The 23,836-nt window shown below is 57.7% G+C and carries 22 protein-coding genes and 5 tRNA genes; 20 read left to right on the top strand and 7 right to left on the bottom strand.

What is annotated here, in order from left to right:
• Positions 1-9: 9 nt before the first annotated feature.
• From HF320_RS07905 to HF320_RS07880, 6 genes are all read right to left on the bottom strand, one after another.
• Positions 10-855 (bottom strand): hypothetical protein, encoded by an 846-nt coding sequence (locus HF320_RS07905; RefSeq protein WP_169277815.1) that lies wholly within the window; start codon positions 853-855, stop codon positions 10-12.
• A gap of 81 nt (positions 856-936) precedes the next feature.
• Complete coding sequence (locus HF320_RS07900) at positions 937-2,208, bottom strand: SPFH domain-containing protein (RefSeq protein ID WP_169277814.1); 1,272 nt, start codon at positions 2,206-2,208, stop codon at positions 937-939.
• 48 nt (positions 2,209-2,256) lie between these two features.
• On the bottom strand, positions 2,257-3,573 hold the full coding sequence (locus tag HF320_RS07895) for a hypothetical protein (RefSeq protein WP_169277813.1): 1,317 nt from the start codon (positions 3,571-3,573) through the stop codon (positions 2,257-2,259).
• A gap of 35 nt (positions 3,574-3,608) precedes the next feature.
• A complete protein-coding gene (locus tag HF320_RS07890; RefSeq protein WP_169277812.1) occupies positions 3,609-4,346 on the bottom strand; it encodes a DUF4428 domain-containing protein in 738 nt (245 codons plus the stop codon).
• Positions 4,347-4,560: 214 nt separating this feature from the next.
• Complete coding sequence (locus tag HF320_RS07885; protein ID WP_169277811.1) at positions 4,561-5,544, bottom strand: YitT family protein; 984 nt, start codon at positions 5,542-5,544, stop codon at positions 4,561-4,563.
• 135 nt (positions 5,545-5,679) lie between these two features.
• Positions 5,680-6,222, bottom strand: a complete 543-nt coding sequence (locus HF320_RS07880) for a cysteine hydrolase family protein (protein ID WP_169277810.1) — start codon at positions 6,220-6,222, stop codon at positions 5,680-5,682.
• A gap of 246 nt (positions 6,223-6,468) precedes the next feature.
• On the opposite strand from HF320_RS07880, the gene HF320_RS07875 reads away from it, so the two are divergent.
• The 3 genes from HF320_RS07875 (at position 6,469) to HF320_RS07865 (ending at position 9,796) form a co-directional block, all read left to right on the top strand.
• Positions 6,469-6,633: a hypothetical protein gene (locus tag HF320_RS07875; protein WP_169277809.1), complete on the top strand. Its 165-nt coding sequence runs from the start codon at positions 6,469-6,471 to the stop codon at positions 6,631-6,633.
• Between the two features lie 147 nt (positions 6,634-6,780).
• Positions 6,781-7,962 carry an MFS transporter gene (locus HF320_RS07870; RefSeq protein WP_169277808.1) on the top strand — a complete coding sequence of 394 codons (1,182 nt, stop codon included), beginning with the start codon at positions 6,781-6,783 and terminating at the stop codon, positions 7,960-7,962.
• A gap of 268 nt (positions 7,963-8,230) precedes the next feature.
• On the top strand, positions 8,231-9,796 hold the full coding sequence (locus HF320_RS07865) for an aminotransferase class I/II-fold pyridoxal phosphate-dependent enzyme (RefSeq protein ID WP_248276672.1): 1,566 nt from the start codon (positions 8,231-8,233) through the stop codon (positions 9,794-9,796).
• A gap of 123 nt (positions 9,797-9,919) precedes the next feature.
• Here HF320_RS07865 and HF320_RS07860 read toward each other — a convergent pair whose 3' ends face one another.
• Positions 9,920-10,687, bottom strand: a complete 768-nt coding sequence (locus HF320_RS07860; RefSeq protein ID WP_138378677.1) for an arylamine N-acetyltransferase family protein — start codon at positions 10,685-10,687, stop codon at positions 9,920-9,922.
• 239 nt (positions 10,688-10,926) lie between these two features.
• Between HF320_RS07860 and ispF the strand changes: the two genes are divergently transcribed.
• The 17 genes from ispF to leuC all read left to right on the top strand — a co-directional run bounded on the left by ispF (position 10,927) and on the right by leuC (position 23,628).
• On the top strand, positions 10,927-11,421 hold the full coding sequence (gene ispF / locus HF320_RS07855; protein WP_169277807.1) for a 2-C-methyl-D-erythritol 2,4-cyclodiphosphate synthase: 495 nt from the start codon (positions 10,927-10,929) through the stop codon (positions 11,419-11,421).
• 3 nt (positions 11,422-11,424) lie between these two features.
• A complete protein-coding gene (gene cysS, locus HF320_RS07850; RefSeq protein ID WP_169277806.1) occupies positions 11,425-12,891 on the top strand; it encodes a cysteine--tRNA ligase in 1,467 nt (488 codons plus the stop codon).
• A 199-nt stretch (positions 12,892-13,090) separates the two neighbouring features.
• Positions 13,091-13,990 (top strand): 23S rRNA (guanosine(2251)-2'-O)-methyltransferase RlmB, encoded by a 900-nt coding sequence (gene rlmB, locus HF320_RS07845; protein ID WP_169277805.1) that lies wholly within the window; start codon positions 13,091-13,093, stop codon positions 13,988-13,990.
• A 2-nt stretch (positions 13,991-13,992) separates the two neighbouring features.
• Entirely contained in the window at positions 13,993-14,679 is a 687-nt protein-coding gene (locus tag HF320_RS07840) for an NYN domain-containing protein (RefSeq protein ID WP_040219890.1), read from the top strand.
• 884 nt (positions 14,680-15,563) lie between these two features.
• Positions 15,564-15,638, top strand: a tRNA-Thr gene (locus tag HF320_RS07835).
• Positions 15,639-16,094: 456 nt separating this feature from the next.
• Positions 16,095-16,176, top strand: a tRNA-Tyr gene (locus HF320_RS07830).
• A gap of 10 nt (positions 16,177-16,186) precedes the next feature.
• Positions 16,187-16,262, top strand: a tRNA-Thr gene (locus tag HF320_RS07825).
• A gap of 3 nt (positions 16,263-16,265) precedes the next feature.
• Positions 16,266-16,342, top strand: a tRNA-Met gene (locus HF320_RS07820).
• Between the two features lie 91 nt (positions 16,343-16,433).
• Positions 16,434-17,624 (top strand): elongation factor Tu, encoded by a 1,191-nt coding sequence (gene tuf / locus HF320_RS07815; RefSeq protein ID WP_169277804.1) that lies wholly within the window; start codon positions 16,434-16,436, stop codon positions 17,622-17,624.
• A 206-nt stretch (positions 17,625-17,830) separates the two neighbouring features.
• Positions 17,831-17,980, top strand: a complete 150-nt coding sequence (gene rpmG / locus HF320_RS07810; RefSeq protein ID WP_022386736.1) for a 50S ribosomal protein L33 — start codon at positions 17,831-17,833, stop codon at positions 17,978-17,980.
• 13 nt (positions 17,981-17,993) lie between these two features.
• Positions 17,994-18,069: transfer RNA gene (locus tag HF320_RS07805), tRNA-Trp, on the top strand.
• Positions 18,070-18,146: 77 nt separating this feature from the next.
• Positions 18,147-18,458: a preprotein translocase subunit SecE gene (gene secE, locus HF320_RS07800; RefSeq protein WP_169277803.1), complete on the top strand. Its 312-nt coding sequence runs from the start codon at positions 18,147-18,149 to the stop codon at positions 18,456-18,458.
• Positions 18,459-18,460: 2 nt separating this feature from the next.
• Positions 18,461-18,997: a transcription termination/antitermination protein NusG gene (gene nusG / locus HF320_RS07795; RefSeq protein WP_022386734.1), complete on the top strand. Its 537-nt coding sequence runs from the start codon at positions 18,461-18,463 to the stop codon at positions 18,995-18,997.
• 116 nt (positions 18,998-19,113) lie between these two features.
• Positions 19,114-19,542, top strand: a complete 429-nt coding sequence (gene rplK / locus HF320_RS07790) for a 50S ribosomal protein L11 (protein ID WP_022386733.1) — start codon at positions 19,114-19,116, stop codon at positions 19,540-19,542.
• A gap of 113 nt (positions 19,543-19,655) precedes the next feature.
• Positions 19,656-20,363 (top strand): 50S ribosomal protein L1, encoded by a 708-nt coding sequence (gene rplA, locus HF320_RS07785; protein ID WP_169277802.1) that lies wholly within the window; start codon positions 19,656-19,658, stop codon positions 20,361-20,363.
• A 406-nt stretch (positions 20,364-20,769) separates the two neighbouring features.
• Positions 20,770-22,305, top strand: a complete 1,536-nt coding sequence (locus HF320_RS07780) for a 2-isopropylmalate synthase (RefSeq protein ID WP_169277801.1) — start codon at positions 20,770-20,772, stop codon at positions 22,303-22,305.
• 60 nt (positions 22,306-22,365) lie between these two features.
• Positions 22,366-23,628: a 3-isopropylmalate dehydratase large subunit gene (gene leuC / locus HF320_RS07775; protein ID WP_211159022.1), complete on the top strand. Its 1,263-nt coding sequence runs from the start codon at positions 22,366-22,368 to the stop codon at positions 23,626-23,628.
• Positions 23,629-23,836 lie beyond the last annotated feature (208 nt).

Below are 23,836 nucleotides of genomic sequence, written 5' to 3'. Positions count from 1 at the left end.
GAGCGCTGCTTACGGGATGAGAGCGCTGTAGGAAGCGACGTCCTCATAGGTCTCGGTCTCATAGGCATCGATGCCGATGGTGATGTTCACGAGGTCGTCGATGCTATCGAGGTCGCCGGTCGAGAACGTGAACTCCTCGGTGGCGTTGGTGCCGGGCATCAGATCGCAGGAGAACCAAGGCTCCTTCATGGTGCCGTCGACATTGGTCTTGCCGCTGGGGGAGTAGAACGTCAGGTTCTTGTCGCTCTTGTTGGTGACCTCGACGGTTAGGCCGATGGTTCCCAACTCGTCCTCGAACTTCTCGGTGACGGTGATGGTGCACAGGTCGTCGTCGGCAACGGTGACGGCGGGGGTGATGGCCTTGCGGGCACCCTTGCCCTCAGCCTCTTCCTCTTCGGCCTCTTCGTTGGCCTTCGCCATATCGCGGTCCTTCTTCACGGTGTCGGAGAGGTCCTTCTTGGACTTGGTGAAGGAGATGTTGTCGTCGCCGTCCTTGAGGGTGAGGGTGCCGTCTTTGAGGGTTGCCTTGAAATCGACGCCTTCGGCGCTGATCTTCGCGGTGCCGTCGCTCTTGACCTTCCAGGTGATGTCTTCGACATCGCCAAAGAGGTCAAGCTGGCCCTCGCCGTCCTCATCGAGGATCAAGATGCAGTTGAGGCCCCACTCTTCCATGGTCTTGATGGTCTCGTCATCGAGTTCCTCGCCGTAGATCTCGCCGCCGGAGAGCTTCCAGCTACCCAGGAATGCTTCCTCGGGGTCGGTCTTTGATCCGCCGCAGCCCACCAGGGCAAAGGCGAGCGCTAGGATGCAAGCCATGAGGGCGAGAGCCGATTTCTTGATCGTTGTGGTCTTCATAGTGTCCTCCTTACGGTTGGAAAACCCATTTATGCAAGGCGCGGGGCTTATGCTTCCGCGCGGGTTGCCGATGCTTGGGCGTTAGGGCCTCGGGGTGCCGCAGTTGCTGCAGAACTTGCCGTTGTTCTCGGTGCCGCAGTTAGGGCAGTACCATTTGGTGGGCGCCGGCGCAGGCGCGGGGCTGCCGCATTCGGAGCAGAACTTGCCCGTGTTGATGGCGCCGCAGCTGCAGGTCCAACCACCGGCTGCGGGGGCAGGTGCCGGTGCCGGCGCGGGCGCTGCCTGCTGGACGGGTGCCTGCTGGGCAGGCATTGGCTGCGGTTGCGGCTGGGCTGCCGCCTGCTGTGCCTGTCCTGCAGCGAAGAGCTGGGTCGCATTCATGCCGCCCATGCTGCCTGCCATGCCCATGCCCATGAAGCCGGCCATGGCACCGTTGGGGTTCGAGGCCGCTGCGCGCATGGCGTCGCTCTGGGCGCTTGCGAGGTTCGCTGCCGCCATGGTTGGGTCGCGCATGACCGCTGCCTTCTGCAGGTCCTTGATCATCTGCTCGTCTTCTTGCGAAGCTGCGATGGAATTCACGCCAAAGCTTACGATCTCCACGCCGCGCAGGTCGCGCCAGTCGGCCGAGAGCACATCGTTCAGCGCGCGAGCGACCTCGGTGGTGTGGCCGGGGATGGCGCTATAGCGAATACCCATTTCGGAGATTCGGGCAAATGCCGGCTGAAGTGCCGTAAGCAGCTCGGATTTAAGCTGGCTGTCGATCTTGTCGCGCGTGTAGTCTTCGGTCACATTGCCGCAGACGTTGGTGTAGAACAGCAGCGGGTTGGTGATGCGATAGGAGTACTCACCGTTGCAGCGCACGGAGATATCGACGTCGAGGCCGATGTTGTTGTCGACCACGCGGAAGGGGACAGGCGCGGCGGTGCCGTACTTGTTGCCGATAATCTCCTTCATGTTGATAAAGTAGACGCGCTGGTCCTTGCCGGCGTCGCCGCCAAAGGTAAAGCGGCTGCCGATGCGCGCGAAGGTGTCCTTGATGGCATCGCCAAGGTTGCCTGAGAACACGCTGGGCTCACTGCCGGTGTCGAAGACGAACTTACCGGGCTCGAGGGCCACTTCGATAATCTTGCCGTCTTGTACCACAAGCATGCCTTGGCCATCGTTGACAGCGATGACGGAGCCGTTGGAGATAACGTTGTCCTCGCCGTGAACGTTGGAGCTGCGGTCGCCGGTACGCTTGCAGCCCTTGCAAGCCAAGACGTCAGCGGGCATCGATTCACAGTAGATATACTCTTTCCACTGGTCGGCCATAACGCCGCCGGCAGCTCCCATTCCGGCTTTCAAGAGTCCCATAGCAGTCTTCCTTTCCTATCGAGGGTGGTATACGGGATGGGTGATTGTTTACTTCTTTTGCTGCTTCATCTCGACGCGGGTCTCGGTGCGGATGAAGGTGTCGCTTTCGTCTGTAAGGTCGAACTGCCCACAATAGCTATCGGCACTCGTCGCTTCGACTGCGGTCTTGAGCTGGCCCACCAAGAACAGGTCGGCGATAGCTGCAATTACAAGGGGAATGACGATGTTGATGAGGATTCCCTCGAGGTCAAAGTCGAGATACGCTATATCGAAGGCGTTCGATCCCAGGCAGGCAAAACGTGTGATGACAAAGGCCACGATAAAGAAAATCAGCGTGGCGAGTGCGAGCTTGGGCTTGGAGCAAGGGAGCTCGCCCACCATGCGGCCCGTCTGTCCGTTCATGGCAAACAGGTAGTTCTTGCCGTTCCACGAGGTGGAGAGCATCCAAACGGGGAAGAGCGCATAGTCGGCATCCTCCCAGTTGTAATCGAGGTTTTGGCTCATGAGGGACGCGGTGTTGTAGGAGCTGACGGTCTGTCTAAAGGCCGAGATCAAACTGCCCTCCATGCGCTTTTCGGCGCGGTCCCTGCATATGCTGCTGTCCTCGTCGTAGCGATTGGCGATAAATCCAGGCATGTACGCTACCGAGAACGGACGCAGCGAGCTGTAATCAAAGGGCTCGATGGCGCCCATGTGACCATCCGGCATTTTGGTCGATCCGTCGACGGGCACACGCTCGAACGACATGTTTCCCTTGCGATACGCATCGTAGTGATTGATGGTCGTGACGGTGCGGTCGGAGTACTCGGTCACGCGGTGGTTTTCGGCATCGAAGTGTACCTCGCCGTCCACATGTGCTCCGTAAAGCCAAAACGGCACGTAGACACCCTGGACCTCCTTGATATGATTGCCGGAGATAAAGCTCTTGGGAAGCAAGATCTTGCCTTTGTAGTGCTCTTGGAGAGCAGAGAGGGCGTCCTTGCGTTCGAGCTTGAACGGAATCACGAGGTCGGGGGAGAACGATCCCGAGAGCTGCCCGGGCGCTACGGCGGGGTTGCCGCAGTAGGGGCAGGTGCTGACGGCGACGGTACCATCCGAAATCAGCTCGGCTCCGCACGAAGAGCAGATATAGCCAGCGTTCATGCCAAGCATTTCGGCTTCGTTGGGAGACGCGGCCTGCTCTGGCGTAGGTGCCGCGCTTGCCTTGGCATCAGCCTTTGCTTGACGCTCACGGTAGAGAGCCTCAACTTCTGCCACCTCGAAGCGAGAATCGCAGTAGTCGCATGCCAGTTTTTGCTCTGCACTCGAAAAATGTAGAGGTCCGCCGCATGCGGGGCATTGATAGTTGACGCTCTCGTTTGTCATGATCGGTCCTTCTCAGTTGTCGCGTTATGCGCTCGTTATGCGCCGATGGCGCCGCCGCAGTATTCGCAACGGCCGCTGGCATCGGGGATGGTGGTGGCGCCGCAGAAGGGGCACGTTACCGCGGTCTTGGGGGCCTGAGCGGCAACGACGCTGTCGCGGGTCTCCTGGCGCAGCTGCGTCAGGGCGTCGCGGATCTCGTTTATTTGGCGTTCCGCCTCGCGGTACTCGATGGAGCCGCGCTGCTCGATGGTCGAGTCGTTGACGCGCAAGTTGATCTCGGTGAAGTACGGCGTGTTGACATGGATCGTGACATGGAAGTCGTAATCGAGGTCGTAGCGCGGGGGATTGTAGCTCACGCGCTCGCCATCCTTGTTTTCGCGATACTGCTCGGTGCGATGCTCCTCGATCTCTGTATCACAGCCCAGTACCTGGGTGAACTCGATGATGTCGGGGTTGGCGTCGCGCCAGCGGGCCGCCGAGGTGATGATCAGAAGCTTTGCATCTTCATCGAGCATGATGTTGGTGCGACCGGCCGAAAGCGTGCGCGTAGGGTTGAAGGAAGCCAGGCGCTGCGCGTTCGCCTCGCGATAAGCGAGCTGCTCGCGGATGTCGTCTGCAGTACTCGAGCGATGGCCGTGGAAGAAAGGCGAAAGCTTGCCTGCGCACTCCTTGCACAGATACCCTTCGTTGATCTTGGTCTTTCCCAAAAGTCCCAACTCGGTACCGCAGATTGCGCACTCTTTCTTTTCGAACATCTTGTCAAAGAAGCCCATGGCAGCCTCCAATCATCTTGAGTTGCTCTTCGCTTTAGATGATGGGGGTGCGCGGAGTTTTGCACGATGCCCCTGCGGCCCGAGGTGCACAACCCAGTGGGACATATGGCCCAATGTGCTGGGTAATTAAGGGATATAGGGCTATGAGCTGGGAAAACGATTCAAAATGACGGCGCCCGCCTGCGGTTTGTCGCGGTGTGAGATATGTTGCACGCTAGCCAATGGGGTCGCGGTAGAAGCCGCCGTAGAAGTCCTCGGTGCGCAGCACGTTGATCACAGCGCGCTCGTCTTGAGTACGCACGAGCGCCACGATGTCGCCCACCTCATAGGAGGAGACAACAGTTGAGATGAGCCAGTACTTGTTGCCGCTGTAGCCGCCTGTCGCCTCGATGCACGAGGAACCGTGGCGGTACTGCATGCTATAGGCTTCGAGCACCTGCTTTGGCCTGGACGTGGTGATCTGCAACGTCATGCGATCGTAGCGGTGATAGAACGTCTCGATCGTTTTGGTCGAGATGAACTGGAAGATAATCGAGTAAGCGGCAAGGTCCCAGCCAAACATGGCGCCAAAGATGCAGATGACGGCGCAGTTGCCCGCAAATATCAACCCCCAGATGGAGTGGCCGGTGCGGTTGGAGACCATCAGCGAGATAAAGTCGGTGCCGGCCGTGGAAGCTCCGCCCTTGAGGGCGAGCGCGATGGAGAGGCCGTAGAGGAATCCGCCGAACACAACCTCGAGCAGGATGTTGTGGAAAGGCGGCAGAATATGCATCTCGGTGAAGGTACGCAGGAAGAACGAGGATAAAAAGACCTGCGCCATAGAGAAGAGCACGAAGCGGCGGTTGATGGACCTCCAGCAGATCGCCGCGACGGGGATATTGAGCGCCAGCATGCCTACGAAGGTAGGGAATGAGAATCCCACGAGCGAGGTGATGCGGTCGATGAGAATGGCGAGTCCGGTAAAGCCGCTGGACAGAAGGTTTGCAGGAGTCACGAAGGCGCGAATGGTAAAGGCCTGCAGCAGCGCGGACAAGAAAACCGAGCTTGCAGTGATCAGGTTGCGTACAAACGCAATGCGGCGCAGGCGGCGGAGCTTTTCGAATTCTTCGCCCAGATTGGGAAGATGCGCGTGTCCTTCTTTGCCGACATTCTTCTTTTTTGAGACCGATGTGTCTTTCGAATCCCTATCCGTCTGCATATATGTGCTTTCCTCTGCAAAACCATCCTTGTTGCCGGGTTATTCGGCAACCAAACTATAGCAACGCCCGCAACGGTGACACTAGGCGAAACGTCGCGGGCGGTATTGAATCGTATGTGAGTGAACGGGTGCCTATTATGCCGGGTCGTTAATGACCTCCACCTGGCAGCTGCGCAGGGTGGCGAGTGCCGCCTTGTGGCTGTCGGGCGTGACGCCGGCGCAAAGCGACGCGTCCACCTTGAGCGGGACCTCGGGAATCCAGGCCTTGATGAGAAACGCATTGCTGACCACGCAGATGTCGGTGCACAAGCCGATAAGCTCGATGGACTCGATGGGTTCGGCGACGTTTTCCTCGGCGAGCCACATGGCAAGGTCGAGCGAGGCGAAGGTCGTTTTCTCGAAGACAAAAGAGCTGCGCTCGTCGCGAATCGCCTGGAGCTCGGGCATGAGCTCCCAACCCGGCGTGCCATGTAGGCAGTGCTCGACGGGCAGGTTCTTGCCTTCAAGGGTCTGAAGGTAGTCATTGTAGTGCGTGTCCTTGGTGAACACGACAATGCCATCAAAGGCTTGGGCCTTAGCGGCGACACTTGCTACGATGGCCTGCGCCTCGGACGTTCCCAGCGCACCGTCGACAAAATCGTGCTGCATATCTACGACAACTAAATACCTCTGACCCATGATGCCCCTCCTCATTCGTGGATGTACCTGGAATAGTACACCCCATGTTTGCGGTACCGCAGCGCATGATGGCAGCTATCGGCGAATGTTCAAAAAAAGGTTAGGCAGCGAAAGGGCGCGGTTAATAATGGCGCCTGGCAAACCTTACGAAAGGGAAAGCGGCGTGTAAGGCAAATCGATGGCACGGGTAATCGTCGCGCGCGAGTATGGATGACAAGGTAAGACCTTGTTTGAAGGAGGAACGCAATGAGCGCGCGTGGACCGTATGACATCGATCGATATGCAGATACTGCTTCGGAGGTGCCGGGCAACCCCTTCGCAACCCTGGGCAGCAGGCTATGCTGCTTGGCAGCTATGGCCGTGCTTTGCCTGGGCGCGATCGTGATGCTGTGGAGGGTCTCGGGACGCTAGAGAGTGTTGACGATTGGCTCAAATCCCTGCGCAGGGGCATCGTAACTTCTTGTGATGCGTGCCCAACAAGGGGTATTCGTTGCTGGCGTGCGCGTATAATCGCGCAGGCATTGATGGATACCATAAAGGCATGGCGGAGGAAAACCTGTGGCGCAGCGAGGAATCACGATACGGCAATGGCTTCCATTGATTGGTTTGACGTGCGCCGCTTTTATCTTTAACACCTCCGAGTTCATGCCCATCGGTCTTTTGACCGATATCTCCGCTTCTTTTCACATCAGCGAGGCGGCGACAGGCGTGATGATCTCGGTCTATGCCTGGGGCGTCATGCTGCTCTCTTTGCCGCTTATGGTGTTCGCTTCGCGCTTCGATCTGCGACATCTGCTCCTTGCAGTGATCGCGCTGTTCGCGTGCGGGCAGTTTCTCTCTGCTGTAGCGCCGACCTTTCCCATTCTGGTGCTTGCCCGCTTGGTGGTTGCCGCCGCGCATGCCATCTTTTGGTCCATCGCATCGGTGATGGCGGCGCGTCTGGTCGATGCCGAGCGTGGGGCGCTGGCGCTTTCGATGATCGCTACGGGCTCCTCTATCGCGCAGATCTTCGGCTTGCCGCTGGGGCGCGCCATCGGTCTTGCCGTGGGCTGGCGCATGACTTTTTGCGTTGTGGGAGCGGTCGCAGCGGCGATTCTCGTGTATCAGGCCGTTGTCTTTCCTGTCATGCCTGCGGGCGAGCGCTTTACCCTGGGGCAGCTCCCCTCGCTCATGCGCAATCGCGTGCTGCTTGCCCTCAATGCGGTGACGATCTTTATGTCTTGCTCGTATTACGTGGGGTACAGCTATATCGAGCCGTTCTTGCAACAGGTGGCGCATCTTGATGCAGGCACTATCACTATGGCGCTTACCGTGTTTGGGTTTGCAGGCCTGCTTGGGTCCGTTTCGTTCTCGCGCTTTTTTGACGGGCATCGCTTTGGCTTTTTGCTCGGCGTGATCGGCGGGCTTGCGCTGTCCCTTCTTCTTATGCAAGCGGCATCGTTCTCGCTTGCGAGCGTGCTTGTCCTCTGTGTGCTTTGGGGCCTGTGCGCCACTGCGTTCAATGTAGCGTTTCAGGCCGAGGTCATCTCGTTTACGCAAGCCTCGGCAAGTGCTGTCGCTATGTCGATTTTCTCCGGTCTGTTCAATTTGGGTATTGGCTGCGGCACGGCTATTGGCGGTGCCGTGGTGTCACGGGGCGCCATTGCAGGCATCGGCTACGTGGGCGCAGGCATTGGCGCTGTAGGCGTTATCTGCACGGTAGCCTGGCTGTTTCCTGCTATCAGGCGTACTCGCGGATAGCGTAGATAGCGCGGGCCGCGTGTGAACGGGACAGTGTTTGCCGTTCGTGCGACGCGGCGTTCTGATTAGCGTAGGGGATGCCTTGCGTACTGCCGGAGCTGTGTTCTCCGCTCGCGCAGGAGCGCTCCGCTGTGTCGTCTCTGTGAAATGCTGCCGTTTGCCAGGAAAGTTTCAAAATTGAACCTTTTTCTTCGGTCAAGTCGTATACTGCCGTCTAAATTGAACTTTCGAATTGCTCCGCGGTACAAAAGTTCAATTTGAGATGAACATGAACGATGGAAGAGGATTCGTGACCCAGGCAACGTTTGCACAACGCCTTAAACAGCTGATGGAGCTGCGCGGCGCTAAACAGGCCGACGTGATTCGCATGGCTCAAACGCGTGGTAAACACTTGGGAAAAAGCCAGGTGAGCCAATACGTGAGCGGCAAGACGATTCCGCGTCGCGACGTGATGGACGTGCTTGCCGCCGTGCTCGAGGCGGATGCGGCATGGCTCGCCACGGGCGAAGGACCGGGCCTCGATACCGCACGAGCTAGCAAGCCGGGTTCAGCCCCGGCGCCTTCAGCACGACCGATTCGCAGCGATTCTGCATTACACACAACAGGGGGAGCACCCATGCGTACGTTTAAGAAATCTAGCAAGCTCGACAACGTTTTGTACGATGTCCGCGGACCCGTGGTCGACGAGGCCGCCCGCATGGAAGACGACGGTGCGCGCATCCTCAAGCTCAATATCGGTAACCCTGCGCCCTTTGGTTTCCGTGCGCCCGACGAGGTGGTCTTTGACATGCGCCAGCAGCTGGCGGACTGCGAGGGCTATTCCGACTCGCGCGGCCTGTTCTCTGCGCGCAAGGCCATCATGCAGTATTCTCAGCTGCGCAATATCCCCAACGTGGACATGAAGCACATCTATACGGGCAATGGCGTGTCCGAGCTCATCCAGCTTTCCATGCATGCGCTGATCGAGAACGGCGATGAGGTGCTTGTTCCCGCGCCCGACTACCCGCTGTGGACCGCCTGCGTGACGCTTGCCGGTGGTAACGCTGTGCACTACATTTGCGACGAGCAAAACGAGTGGAACCCCGACCTTGAGGATATGGAAAAGAAGGTCACCGAGCGCACCAAGGCCATCGTCGTCATCAACCCTAACAATCCCACGGGCGCTGTCTATTCACGAGAGATTTTGGAGGGCATTGTCGAGATCGCCCGCAGGCATCAGCTCATGATTTTTGCGGATGAGATTTACGACCGTCTGATCATGGACGGCTACGAGCACATCTCCATCGCCTCGCTTGCACCCGACCTGCCGTGCGTTACCTATTCCGGCCTCTCCAAGTCGCACATGATCTGTGGCTACCGCGTGGGCTGGATGGTGCTTTCTGGCAATCAGGCATGCATGAAGGACTTTATTTTGGGCATCAACATGCTCTCCAACATGCGCCTGTGCTCAAACGTGCCCGCGCAGTCCATTGTCCAAACGGCGCTGGGCGGCTATCAGTCTGTAAACGAGTACATTCGTCCCGGTGGGCGTGTGTACGAACAGCGCAACTACGTGTACGAGGCGCTCAACGCCATCGACGGCATCACCGCGGTGAAGCCCAAAGCTGCGTTCTACATCTTCCCCAAGATGGATATCAAGAAGTTCAACATCACAGATGACGAGCAGTTTGCGCTCGACCTGCTGCATCAGAAAAAGATCTTGATCACCCGTGGCGGCGGCTTTAACTGGGGCGAGCCCGACCACTTCCGCATCGTCTACCTGCCGCGTATGGAAGTGCTCAAGGAGTCTATGGAAGACCTGGCCGACTTCTTTGCGCATTATCGTCAGAGCTAATGCAAGGTAAGACGGTCTATTTGAGGCGGGGGCCGCAACGGGATGTTCGTTGCGGCCCCTGCCTCTTTGCTTGTAAAAAAGAACCGGGGAACTCGTGCTCCCCGGTTTTGCTCAGTACTGTCTTTACAGTCCAAAATAGGTTTTGAGCCAGGTTTTTTCTGTTTCCGGCGAATCGCAGATGCGGCTTTCTATGCTGCCGTCTTCCTTCTGGATGGTGAGCGTGTCTCCGGTAAGCGCGACGCTTCCCGTGGGCGTGTTGATGCTGACCGCCGTTTTTTGCGTAAGCCACATGTCCGGCGAGGTCGAGCAGTAGTAGTTAAGGACTTCGAAATCGACATCCTGCGCAGGGTGCAGCGTAAAGCTCATGAGGGGACGATACTCTCCGTCTTGCTTCCTTTCCATCAGGATTTCCCCGTTGGTATCCTGCGGCTCCATTGTCACGCGGAAGGTGCCGTTTTTCTCGGTATGAAGGCCGTCTTCCAACTTGACCGGATACCGGGGACCGGGACCGCCGTAGCCCACGTCGCAGTAATAGGGACCGTCTTCCAAGACAACCATCGTGGCCCTGTGCAGGATGCGGCGAAAATCGTCCGGGCTCCATAGCATTCGTATCGCAAGCGGTGTGACGTCAAAGCCCAGGCCCTTGAGGAGCTCGTAGAAGATCTTGTTCAGCTCAAAACAGCATCCGCCCCGTTCTTGGTGGACGATTTTGTGGAAGATGTCCTCGGTTTTGAGGGAGGGAACCCTCTTCTCCTTGAAGACCTCCAAATTTTCAAAAGGAACGCTTTGAAGCTGCAGCTCCATAAGCTTTTCCAGACAATCCTTATCTGTATGTGGCTCTTCCTGGTAGCCGATGCGCTCCAGGTATGCCTTGCATTCCAGTGCATTCATATGCCGTTCCTCCTTACGTTCACAAATAACAGCACGTATATGCAGCGATGCGAGAGTCCATTGAAGTTAGGGATAGCGAGGGACCCACATTCAGGACGATTGTCCCATATTCCAAGCTTCGTCAATAATACGTATCGGTCGAGCGGCAACGTGGGCCGGTTGTGCTCCTCACGTTCAGCCAGCTCGTCAATGCTATGATGGTTCGGACGTATCGGCATTGACATGAAGGGGCTGTCTGCATGTCCTCTCAACTTCGCATCGGACACGGCTACGATGTCCATCGTCTGGTGGAAGGGCGCCGATGTATTATCGGCGGGGTCGATATTCCGCACGATAAAGGGCTGCTCGGTCATTCCGATGCCGACGTCTTGACCCATGCCTTGGCAGATGCCATCTTGGGCGCTGCTCGTGCCGGGGATATCGGGAAGCTTTTTCCCGACACCGATCCTGCCTATGAGGGTGCCGACTCGCTGTTGCTGCTCGCACGCGTCATGGAACATGTGCGCGGCCTTGGCTTCGAATTTGTCGACGCCGACTGCACCATCGCTTGTCAGGAGCCCAAGATCTCGCCTCATCGCGACCAGATGCGCTCCAACTTGAGCCGCGCTTTGGGGGTCGATATCGAATCGGTGGGCGTCGCGGCAACAACAACCGAGCACCTGGGCTGGGAAGGCCAGGGCGAGGGCATCGGCGCCTGGGCCGTGTGCCTGCTCGAGAAGAAATCTGAGGAGTAATCAATGCGTATCTACAACAGCGCCACGCATAAAAAAGAAGAGTTCGCACCCATCGAAGAGGGCAAGGTTCGCATGTATGTATGCGGCCCCACTGTCTACGACAATATCCACATCGGCAACGCTCGCACCTTTATTAGCTTCGACGTCATTCGTCGCTGGCTCATGGCCAAGGGCTATGAGGTGACCTTTGCGCAGAATCTCACCGACGTCGACGACAAGATCATCAAGCGCGCCAATGAGCAGGGCCGCACCGCCGCCGAGGTGGCAAGCGAGTTTTCCGACAAGTTCATTGGCGTCATGCGCGCCGCCAACGTGCTCGATCCCGATATTCGCCCGCGTGCGACCAAAGAAATCGGTCCTATGATCGGCATGATTAAGACCTTGATCGAGCAGGGCCATGCCTACGCCGCTGATAATGGTGACGTGTACTTTGCCGTGCGCAGCGATCCCACCTATGGCGAGGTTTCGGGTCGCAATATCGACGATTTGATGGTGGGTGCGCGTATCGAGGAGAACGAGGACAAGCGCGATCCGCTCGACTTCGCTTTGTGGAAGGCCGCCAAGCCCGGTGAGCCCATGTGGGATTCTCCGTGGGGCAAGGGCCGTCCCGGTTGGCACACCGAGTGCGCTGCCATGGTGCATCGCTATTTGGGCGTGCCTATCGATATTCACGGTGGCGGATCCGACCTCGCCTTCCCGCACCATGAGAACGAGTGCGCCCAAGCCACCTGCGCTTGGCATCAGGGATTTTCCAATACCTGGATGCATACGGGCATGCTTTTGGTCGATGGCGAGAAGATGAGCAAGTCGCTTGGCAACTTCTTTACGCTGGCCGAGGTTTTGGAGAAGCACTCTGGTGCGGCATTGCGTCTGCTCATGCTGCAAACAAGCTATCGTTCGCCGCTCGATTTCTCGTGGGATCGTTTGGACGGTGCCGAGAGCTCGCTGACACGTATCGCCGGCACGGTGCAGAACCTGCGCTGGGCGGCATCGCATGCAACGGCGCAGGCAGATGCTGCTCTTGCCGAGGATTTCGCTGCAAAGACCGCTGCCGTTCGCGCGAGCTTTGCCGAGTGCATGGACGACGACTTCAACACCGCCGGTGCCCTGGGCGCTGTCTTTGGTTTTGTGACCGAGTGCAACCAGTACTTGGAGGCCGCGGGCGACGCTGCCGCGGCGTCGGTGGCGCTCGCCGGAGCCGATGCCCTGGCAGAGTTGCTCTCCACGCTGGGTATCGAGTTGCCCGAGCCCGAGGAGGAGCTGCCCACAGGTCTGCTCGACGTGGCCCGTGAGTTGGTTGATTTTGAGGGCGACGACGTTGCGGAGGCTGCCGAGAAGATCTTGGCCGCCCGCTCCGAGGCCCGTGCAGCCAAGAACTGGGGTCTTGCCGACGCCATTCGTGACCAGCTCAAGGATTTGGGCCTGGTTATCGAGGATACGGCGGCAGGTACTCGTATTAAGTCGGCCTAATCCTGGCGGCTTTCCCAGGCACCCGACCTTGCCCCTCAATCGTCGGTCACGTACCCCAAGTACGCTTCCCTCCTCTTTCAGGGCGATCTCGGGCACCTGGAAAACCCGTGGCCTCCGGGGTCAGAGCGGTGTGCTCGCGGCGGGCGGGGGAGAGCTGACGCATCTATTGTTGAACCTTCTTTAATCGAGGAGAGATATCGTGGCGGACAAGCGCGCACGTGGAAACAACCAAAAGAAGGACGCCTCTCGTGGCGGCCGCTCGCAAGCTTCGCGCAAGGCCCCCTCTCGTGGCCCTAAGCAGGGGAGTGACCCTTCCCGCCGCGGGGACGTGCCTAGGTTGCGCGCGGCTGTACCCGCGGGCGACTTTATCGAGGGACGTCGTGCTGCCGCCGAGGCGCTGCGCACGGGCTTTCCGGTCAAGCGCGCTCTCGTTGCCGACGGCCAAGGCTCCGATGCTGCACTTGCTCGTCTGATTGACGACCTCTATCGTGCGAACATTCCCATCAAGACGGTGCCGCGCGCGCAGCTCGATGCTATCTCCAGCCATGGGGCGCACCAGGGCATCGCGCTTGAGGTTGGATCTTTCCCCTACGCGGACATCACCGACATTATCGCTCGTGCGGGCGAGGGCCCAGCCCTCGTACTCGTGCTTGACCACGTGACCGATGATGGCAACTTTGGTGCCATCGTTCGATCTGCTGAGGTTGTGGGCGCTGCTGGCGTGGTCATCGCCAACAAACGTGCCGCGGGTGTCACCGTGGGCAGCTATAAGACGTCGGCGGGTGCTGTGATGCACCTGCCTATTGCACAGGTCCCCAACATCGCTCGTGCGCTCGACGATCTTAAAGACGCGGGCTTTTGGGTGGCTGGCGCTTCCGAGCATGCGCAAGATGTGTGCTGGGACTCTCCTCTCCAGGGGCGCGTTGCGCTTGTCATGGGTTCCGAGGGCGATGGCATTTCACGCCTAGTGCTCGAAAAGTGCGACTTCCTAACCAAACTTCCGCAGCGTGGTCTTACCGAGAGCCTGAATGTCGCTCAGGCAGCATGCGCCTTGTGCTTTGAGTGGATGCGTCGCAATGCATCTGAGCTGGGGGAGTAGCCATGGGAAAGAAAAGTCGCGCTAAAGCCAAGGCGAAGCGATTTGGCGAGAGCTCGGTGCGCGAGACCGTCTCGGCCAGCACGTATGGAGTGGGCAATGCGTTTTCGGCGGCGTTTGAGACGCCGGATGTTCCACCGCGCGGTACCAATGCGTCGGGAAAACGAGAGCTCTTGGTGGTCGATGGCTACAATATCATTCATTCGACGCCGCGCTACGAGCGCCTGGTGTACGATCGCTCGGACGATCCCTATTCGCGTGACGTCCATGCCTCGGCACGCACAGCGCTCATCTCGGATGTTGCTGCGTTTGCCCAGGGTCGCTACGAGGCCGTAATCGTTTTCGACGGTGCGGGCAATGTTTCTGCCGAGCGCCCGAATATCTCTCAGGCGGGCTGCCGTATCGAGTTTTCGCCCACAGGGGTTTCGGCTGATACCGTGGTGCAGCGTATTTGCACTGAGGCGCGCGAGACCGGCCGCGCCTGCACGGTGGTGACAAGCGATGCCATGATTCAGGCGACGGTGATGGGCAAGGGCGTGACGCGCATCTCTGCCCGTATGCTCTTGGGCGAGATCGAGCAGATCGATCGTGACGTCGCCGAGGTCGAGGAGGCTCCGCAGATCAAGATGACCTTGGGAAGCCGTCTGAGCCCTGAGGCGCTTGCCAAGCTCAAGGCATTGCGCGGAAGATGAGATTTGATGGGGTAGCTCGGATGAGCGCCGCCCCATGGGCTTCATTTGCCGATATCGACGTCGTGGAATGCAACGGTGGTTCTTGGTTCGATTGCGGTCGAGGCCTTGGTTCGTTTCCAGGTCCAAAGCCGGTGCCGGTGGGTTCCCCGTGGTTGAGTGGCGGGATTGCTGCTGAGTGATTCTTGCGCTTGAGTGGCGGGTCCTCGCTCGTTTTGAGTCGGGATGCGGCCCAATTTCGCTATCGGTTCCGCCACTCATTGCGAAACGTATGAATTGCCGCCAGTCATTCTCCCGGCGAGGTTTCTGAATGTACGAGAATCCGCCAGTCGTTTGGCACGGCGGTTCCAGATGGGCGCGGAGATGGATAATAAGAAGATGTCTGGCGGATTCGAAACGTTTCTTACGCAGGCACTTCGAACGATTGACGGCTTTTCAATCGTTTGTAAATGACTGGCGGATTTGGATACGGTTTCCGGTGCCGCTGCCTTGGATGAGTGGCGGCTTTTCAATCATTATTAAATGAGTGGCGGTTCTGAATACGTTTCATGGGAGAATTCGGCCAGATAATGCGCGAAGTCCCGCCAATCATTTCGGAGATGTGTGGACCTTAGTGCACTTTACGGGACCCATTTCTGCAAAGAGCGAGCCTCGGTGCGTCTGACGGGATTATATTGAGCAGCTGGCAATTTCATGGATGATCTAAATCGTGAAGCCATTCGTTTTGACGAGGGGCAGTTGGCTTTAGCGAAAGCGATGGAGCCGATCTGGACGGTATGGAGCGGTCGTTTGAGCTTGCCGTTTATGTCGTGTCCCTGCGCTCGTGTGTTGCGCCCCGGCTCTAATTCCTTTATCCTAAACAGGCTTCGTGCGAGAGCGCCAAGCGTGCCAGTGTGGCGCAACGGTAGCGCAACTGATTTGTAATCAGTGGGTTGCGGGTTCGATTCCTGTCACTGGCTCCATGAGAAATAACAGGCCAGAGGCGTTATCGCTTCTGGCCTGCTTTTTTATGCAACACGGGGGCGTAGCAAATGCGGCCAGACGAGAGTTCTCCGTACCTATAAGAACCTATATATAGGGATCGATGTGACGAGAGACCCAGATCGTTCTCGATGGCTATTTGTCTATTTGTAATGCGAGCTCAAAAGTGCGAAGGACGGCATTTATAGGGAACGGCGCGCTTCCGCTAAAAGAGGCATTGACGATTCCTCCAAACACCCCCTCAATTACCTGCGGTCTTCACACCATATTCATTGCTCCACTTGCCTAAAGCAACAAAACCCCAGGAAAGAGAAATATAGATACGCCCGGCACCGTGTATTATAGCTTTCTGATTGACAGGTTGCCCGCCCGCGTCGTAATATCTCTTTCGTTCGCGAGCGCAAAAGCTTAGAGCCAATGCAATCGAGAACATACGTGGGAGTTTGCCCGAGTGGTTAATGGGGACGGGCTGTAAACCCGTTGGCTTTGCCTACATAGGTTCGAATCCTATAGCTCCCACCCTTATGTTGCCTGTATAGCTCAGTCGGTAGAGCACTTCGTTGGTAACGAAGAGGTCACCAGTTCAAGTCTGGTTGCAGGCTCCATTTGGCGGTGTAGCTCAGTTGGTCAGAGCACACGGTTCATACCCGTGGCGTCACTGGTTCGAATCCAGTCACCGCTACCAGGTAACAAGGTGGCTCTCCTAAATCCTTTTAGGGGGGCCACTTAGGTATAAAGGCAAGTCCAAAAGGACACCTTTGAAAGAGGAGGGCTTCATGGCCAAGGAAAAGTTTGAGCGCACTAAGCCGCATGTTAACATCGGCACCATCGGTCACGTTGACCACGGCAAGACCACGCTGACGGCTGCCATCACCAAGGTTCTCTCTGAGACCGAGGGCTGCAAGGCCGACTTCACCGCGTTCGAGAACATCGACAAGGCTCCCGAGGAGCGCGAGCGTGGTATTACCATCTCCGTTTCCCACGTCGAGTACGAGACCGCTGCTCGTCACTACGCTCACGTCGACTGCCCGGGCCACGCTGACTACGTCAAGAACATGATCTCCGGTGCTGCTCAGATGGACGGCGCTATCCTGGTTATCGCTGCTACCGACGGCCCGATGGCTCAGACCCGTGAGCACATCCTTCTCGCCCGTCAGGTCGGCGTTCCCTACATCGTCGTGTTCCTGAACAAGTGCGACATGGTTGACGACGACGAGCTGATCGACCTCGTCGAGATGGAGACCCGTGAGCTCCTCTCCGAGTACGATTTCCCCGGCGACGACATCCCCGTCATCCGTGGTTCCGCTCTCGGCGCCCTCAACGGCGAGGAGAAGTGGATGGACGCCATCCGCGAGCTCATGAACGCTGTTGACGAGTACATCCCGACTCCTTCTCGTGACAACGAGAAGCCGTTCCTGATGGCTGTCGAGGACGTTATGACCATCTCCGGCCGTGGCACCGTTGCTACCGGTCGTGTCGAGCGCGGTGAGCTCAAGCTCAACGAGCCCGTCGAGATCGTCGGCATCAAGGATACCCAGAGCACTGTCTGCACCGGTATCGAGATGTTCCGTAAGTCCATGGACTTCTGCGAGGCTGGCGACAACGTCGGTCTGCTGCTCCGCGGCATCAAGCGTGAGGACATCGAGCGCGGCCAGGTTCTCTGCAAGCCCGGTTCGGTTACCCCGCACACCAAGTTCACCGGCGAGATCTACGTTCTGACCAAGGAGGAGGGCGGCCGTCACACCCCGTTCTTCGATGGTTATCGTCCGCAGTTCTACTTCCGTACCACCGACGTTACCGGTACCGTGAAGCTGCCTGAGGGCACCGAGATGGCTATGCCTGGTGACCACATCACCATCGAGGGCGACCTCATTCACCCGATCGCTATGGAGGAGGGCCTGCGCTTCGCTATCCGCGAGGGTGGCCACACCGTCGGCTCGGGCATCGTCAGCACCATCATCGAGTAACTTTAGCTACTCGAGCTGTTGATTTCATTAACCCGGTTCCTCTTCGGGGGAGCCGGGTTTTTGTGTCGATGCGCACTAATGACAGGATTGTGTTCTGGATCTGCAGAAAAATCGTGGAGACGTAAATCGCATTGACATAACCCCATTACAGATGATAATGTTTACCACCGTGCCCGTGAGGTACGGTATTTGGAGGTAAAAGACACATGCGTACTCTCGTTACACTTGCCTGCACCGAGTGCAAGCGTCGTAATTACACGACGACCAAGAACAAGGCCAACACCCCTGATCGCATGGAGCTTAAAAAGTATTGCCCCTGGTGCCGTCGTCACACCGTGCACAAAGAGACTCGCTAGTCTCTTTTGACATACGCCAGTAGTTCAATTGGTAGAGCATCGGTCTCCAAAACCGAGTGTTGAGGGTTCGAGTCCTTCCTGGCGTGCCAGTCTTTGATCCGTAAGCCTCCATAGGAGGCTTACGGTTTGTTACTGTATGTTGGGTCTGTGCCGGAGGTAAATGTTCATGGCCAACAAGAAGACCAAGAAGAAGTCTCAGCAGGGCTCCAACAAGGCTGCTGCTAAGCCTGAGGTCAAGAAGACCACTAAGGTTAAGGCCAAGGATAAGAACAAGAAGCCCGGCCTGTTTGCCCGCATCAAGAAGTATTTCTCTTCCGTGCGTTCCGAGATGAAGCGTGTTGTATGGCCCTCCAAGAAGGAGCTCATCAACTACACCGTCACGGTTTGCGTTTCCCTGATCGTTGTTGGCGTTGTCATCGCGCTGCTTGATGCCGGTATCGGCCAGGCGCTGGTGGCCTTCTCCGGATTGAGGGGTTAAGCATGTCTAAGCGCTGGTATGTCGTCCACACGTACTCCGGTTACGAGAACCGCGTTAAGTCCGATCTTGAGCATCGTATCGAGACCATGGGTATGACCGATCGCATCTTTGATATCGAGATTCCCACCGAGCGTGTGACCGAGATCAAGGAGAACGGTGCTCGCGAGACCAAGGACTCCAAGATCTTCCCGAGTTATGTTCTCGTTCGTATGGAGATGGATGACGACTCTTGGACGTGCGTCCGCAACACCCCCGGCGTCACCGGTTTCCTGGGCGGCAACGGTAAGCCCGCTCCTCTCTCGCGTGAAGAGTACAACAAGATGATGCGCAAGAGCGATAAGGGCGGTGCGCCTAAGCGTACGACCGTCAATATCGAGGTCGGCACGTCTGTTCGCGTTACTTCTGGTCCGCTTGCGGACTTTGATGGTAAGGTCTCCGAGGTTAACCCCGAGGCCGGCAAGGTCAAGGTTACTCTGATGATCTTTGGCCGCGAGACTCCCGTCGAGCTTTCGTTCGATCAGGTCTCCGTTATTTCTTAGTTCGTTCTCGCGTTCACGCTCATCTGCCGGCTGCTCACCGGATGGATTGCTTCTAACGGGTACGCGTTGAACATATTGGCACTGTAGACACATTCGTGTTTTAGGAAGGTTTTGACATGGCTGAGAAGAAGGTTGCTACTGTCATTAAGCTCCAGATTCCCGCTGGCGCTGCTAACCCCGCTCCTCCCGTTGGCCCGGCACTGGGTGCTGCTCAGGTCAACATCATGCAGTTCTGCCAGGCGTTCAATGCCGCTACGCAGGACAAGCAGGGCGACATCATCCCCGTTGAGATCACCGTTTATGAGGATCGTTCGTTCACCTTCGTGACGAAGACCCCTCCTGCGGCTCACCTCATCAAGAAGGAGCTCAAGCTCAAGAGCGGTTCCGCTAAGCCCCAGGCCGACAAGGTTGGTCAGCTTACTCAGGAGCAGCTCACCAAGATCGCCGAGATCAAGATGCCGGACCTCAATGCTAACGATATCGAGGCCGCCAAGAAGATCGTCGCCGGTACCGCTCGCTCCATGGGCGTCACCATCGCCGAGTAGCGATACTATTTAGGTAATTTCGGGCACGATGCGTGTCGTGCCCGTTTGCGTGCAATAGGGCACGCGTTGATGTGGGAGGGCTCAGGCCCGTTTGACCACAGGAGGTATGTATTATGGCTAAGCACGGTAAGAAGTACCGCTCCGCCGCTGAGAAGGTTGATTCCGCTCAGCTCTACACCCCGCGTAAGGCTGTCACTCTCGTCAAGGAGGTTGCAACCGCCAACTTCGACGAGACCATCGAGGCTCACTTCCGCCTTGGTGTCGACACCCGTAAGGCCGATCAGAACATCCGTGGCTCCATCTCCCTGCCTCACGGCACCGGCAAGTCCGTTCGCGTTGCCGTGTTCGCCGAGGGCGCTAAGGCCGATGAGGCTCGCGAGGCCGGTGCCGACATCGTTGGCTCCGACGAGCTGATCGCCGAGATTCAGAAGGGCAACATCGAGTTCGACGCTGCCATTGCTCTGCCGACCATGATGGCCAAGGTTGGCCGCATCGGTAAGATCCTCGGCCCTCGTGGCCTGATGCCGAACCCCAAGCTCGGCACCGTTACCATGGATGTTGCCAAGATGGTCTCTGAGCTCAAGGCTGGCCGCGTTGAGTATCGCGCCGACCGTTATGGCATCTGCCATGTGCCCCTGGGCAAGAAGTCTTTCTCCGACGAGCAGCTCGTCGAGAACTACGCTGCCCTCTACACCGAGATTCTGCGCGTCAAGCCCGCTTCTGCTAAGGGCAAGTACGTGAAGAGCATCTCCGTCAGCTCCACCATGGGCCCTGGCGTCAAGGTCGACCCCGCTGTTCAGCGTAACTTTCTCGCTGAGTAGTCTTTCGAACTGACTCGTTTTTCTAAACCCGGTTCGCATTTGCGAGTCGGGTTTTCTTTTTGGGCGAGCATCGTGATTTCGTCCGTTTTCAAAGCTGTAACAATCGGGTCTTCTGTTCAAAGTAAATTTCGATTCTGCTAAACTCACTTTTGTTGTGACTTTATCTGAGAGGAGTGCGCATACCATGACGAACAACGCCTTTGCAACTGCACTCCTAGCCCTCGCGCTACTAAGGTAGTCGCGCTTGGGATTTTTTCAACTTGCTTAACACCCGAGTGCGTAACTGACCATCGCTTTGCGGTCCGTATGAGCGCTCGGGTGTTTTTCTATCTTTCGCCTGTACGTGCCTACAAAGCTCGACATGTTGAACATAGTCGCCCGGCGGCTTTGATGTACAGGAGGAACCATGACCCGCAAAATCGCAATTTTCGATACCACTCTGCGCGACGGTGAGCAATCGCCTGGCGCCAGCATGAATACCGAGGAGAAGCTCATCATCGCGCGCCAGCTTGTGCGTATGAACGTGGATGTTATCGAGGCCGGTTTTCCCATTTCCAGCCCGGGCGATTTTAAGTCGGTTCACGAAATCGGAAAGATTGCCGGTGACACCTGCACCGTATGCGGTCTGACACGTGCCGTGGATAAGGATATCGAGGTGGCTGCCGAGGCCCTGAAGAGTGCCAAGCGTCCGCGTATCCATACCGGCTTGGGCGTCTCTCCCTCCCATCTGCGCGACAAGCTTCATCTCACCGAGGACGAGGCCATCGAGCGCGCAATTCATGCTGTAAAGTACGCTCGCAACTTTGTGGACGATGTTGAGTTCTATGCTGAGGATGCCGGGCGTTCCGATCAAGAGTTTCTCGTTCATATCATCCAAGCTGCGGTAAAAGCCGGTGCGACGGTCGTTAACATTCCCGATACTACGGGATATAACATGCCTTGGAATTTTGGCACGCGCATTAAGGAGCTGCGTGAGCGCGTTGACGGCATCGAGGACGTGACCATTTCCGTGCATACGCATAATGACCTGGGCATGGCCACCGCCCTTGCCCTCGATGCTGTTCAAAACGGTGCCACGCAGATCGAATGCACCATCAATGGCTTGGGTGAGCGCGCGGGCAACACTTCGCTCGAGGAGGTCGTTATGGCCATTAAGATGCACGGTGAGGCACTCGATGCCCATACCGATGTTGTGACCCGCGAACTCACGCGTGCCTCCAGGCTGGTGAGCTCTATCACTGGCATTAACGTGCAGCCCAATAAGGCAATTGTCGGCGCCAATGCCTTTGCACATAGCTCTGGCATTCATCAGGATGGCGTGCTCAAGGCTCGCGATACCTACGAGATTATCGACCCGGCAGACGTGGGCGCCGCTGGCTCCGAGATCATCCTGTCCGCCCGTTCTGGCCACGCTGCCTTGCGCCACCGCCTGGGCGAGCTGGGCTATACCTTTGATGACGCTGCATTTGAAGACGTCTACAATCGCTTCCTGGAAATTGCCGACCAGAAGAAGGAGGTCTTTGACGAGGACCTCGAGTCGATGGTGCAGGAGCGTCAGCGCGAGGTGAAGGCTATCTATACCCTCGGCGCCCTGCAAGTGTCCTGCGGCGACCCGCTGGTTCCCACGGCTACGGCGACCATCAGCGACGAGCTGGGCGTCAAGCACGTGGTGTGCGCGACGGGTACTGGTCCTGTCGACGCCGCTTACAAGGCAGTGGACAAGGTTGTTGCGGTCCATGGCGACCTGGCGGAGTTCTCTGTCAAGGCTATCAGCCGCGGCATCGATGCCATCGGTGAGGTAACGGTGCGTATCACGGCCGAAGACAGCAAAGTCTATACCGGCCGCGGCGCCGATACCGACATCATCGTTTCGAGTGCGAAGGCCTATGTGAATGCGGTTAACCGCATGATTCAGACCGCCCGCTCAAAAGAGGGCAAATAACCGGGTGCATAATCGCCCTTTTTGCCTGATTGCCAAAGACTTAACAAGAGAGGAAACCCAATGGCACGTCCCATGACCATGGCAGAGAAGATTTTGGCCGCCCACGCGGGACTCGATGAGGTTGTGCCGGGCCAGCTGGTTGAGTGCGACCTCGACCTGGTGCTCGCCAACGACATTACGGCTCCCATCGCCATCAAGACGGTGCGCGAGATTGGTGCTGGAGTTTTTGACCGCGAGCGTATTTGCCTCGTGCCCGACCATTACGCGCCCAACAAGGACATCAAGAGTGCCGAGCAGACCAAGGTCACGCGCGATTTTGCCCATGAGCATAAGATTGTCAACTATTTTGAGCAGGGTTGCATGGGTATTGAGCATGCACTGCTGCCCGAGCAGGGCGTTGTGGTGCCCGGCGACCTCATGATCGGCGCGGATTCCCACACCTGTACCTATGGCGGTATCGGCGCCTTCTCAACCGGCGTAGGCTCCACCGACGCCGGCGTGGGCATGGCAACGGGCCGTGCCTGGTTCAAGGTGCCCGAGACCATTCGCTTTGAGATCGATGGCGAGCTCCCTGCGGGTGCTACGGCAAAGGACATCATCTTGCATATCATCGGCAAGATCGGTGTTGACGGCGCCCTTTATTGCGCTATGGAGTTTGGCGGCTCGACGATTGAGAACCTCTCTGTTGAGGGACGTTTGACCATTGCAAATATGGTCATCGAGGCGGGCGGCAAGGCCGGTCTCTTTGAGGTGGACGACAAGTGCCGCGAGTACGTGGCTGCCCGCGCTCGCCGCACGCCGGTTGAGTATCATCCCGATGCGGATGCCGAGTACAAGCAGGTCATCGAGATCGACGCCGCCGAGATCGAGCCGTGCGTGTCCTGGCCGCATCTGCCCAGCAATACGCATCTCGTTGCCGAGAGCCGTCATATCGCGGTCGACCAGGCCGTTATCGGTTCGTGCACCAACGGCCGTATCGAGGATATGCGCGCCGCGGCCGAGGTCCTGCGCGGGCGTACGGTTGCCGAGAACGTTCGCTGTATCGTGATTCCTGCAACCCAGAAGGTCTGGCTCCAGTGCGTACACGAGGGCCTGATGGATGTCTTCATCAACGCCCATTGCGTGGTTTCGACGCCCACGTGCGGCCCGTGCCTGGGCGGCTACATGGGCATCCTCGCTGCAGGGGAGCGCTGCATTTCTTCGACCAATCGTAACTTCGTGGGCCGTATGGGCGACCCCACGTCCGAGGTCTACCTGGCAAGCCCCGCCGTTTGCGCCGCTTCTGCCGTCGCCGGCCACATTGCGTTGCCCTCAGACTTGTAGGCATCCGGGGTTCTCGGGTTTTGATTGCTCCCGTGGACAGTCTTGCTCGCGCGGAACCCAAAGCCCCTGCTGGGAATAGCGCGGTACGGCTGGGCCAGAAATGCGCAACGTTGCGAGTCCAACAACTTTGCGCTGTGGAAGTTATATTCGATAGAAGAACATGATGCGTGAGGGAGGGGCCAGGCTTTATTTGACATGAGTTTCCGCA

This window comes from Collinsella acetigenes, assembly GCF_012844445.1.
GTDB lineage: Bacteria > Actinomycetota > Coriobacteriia > Coriobacteriales > Coriobacteriaceae > Collinsella > Collinsella acetigenes.
The sequence above is the reverse complement of the archived record's forward strand: the minus strand, read 5'-3'. Positions and strand labels throughout refer to the sequence as shown.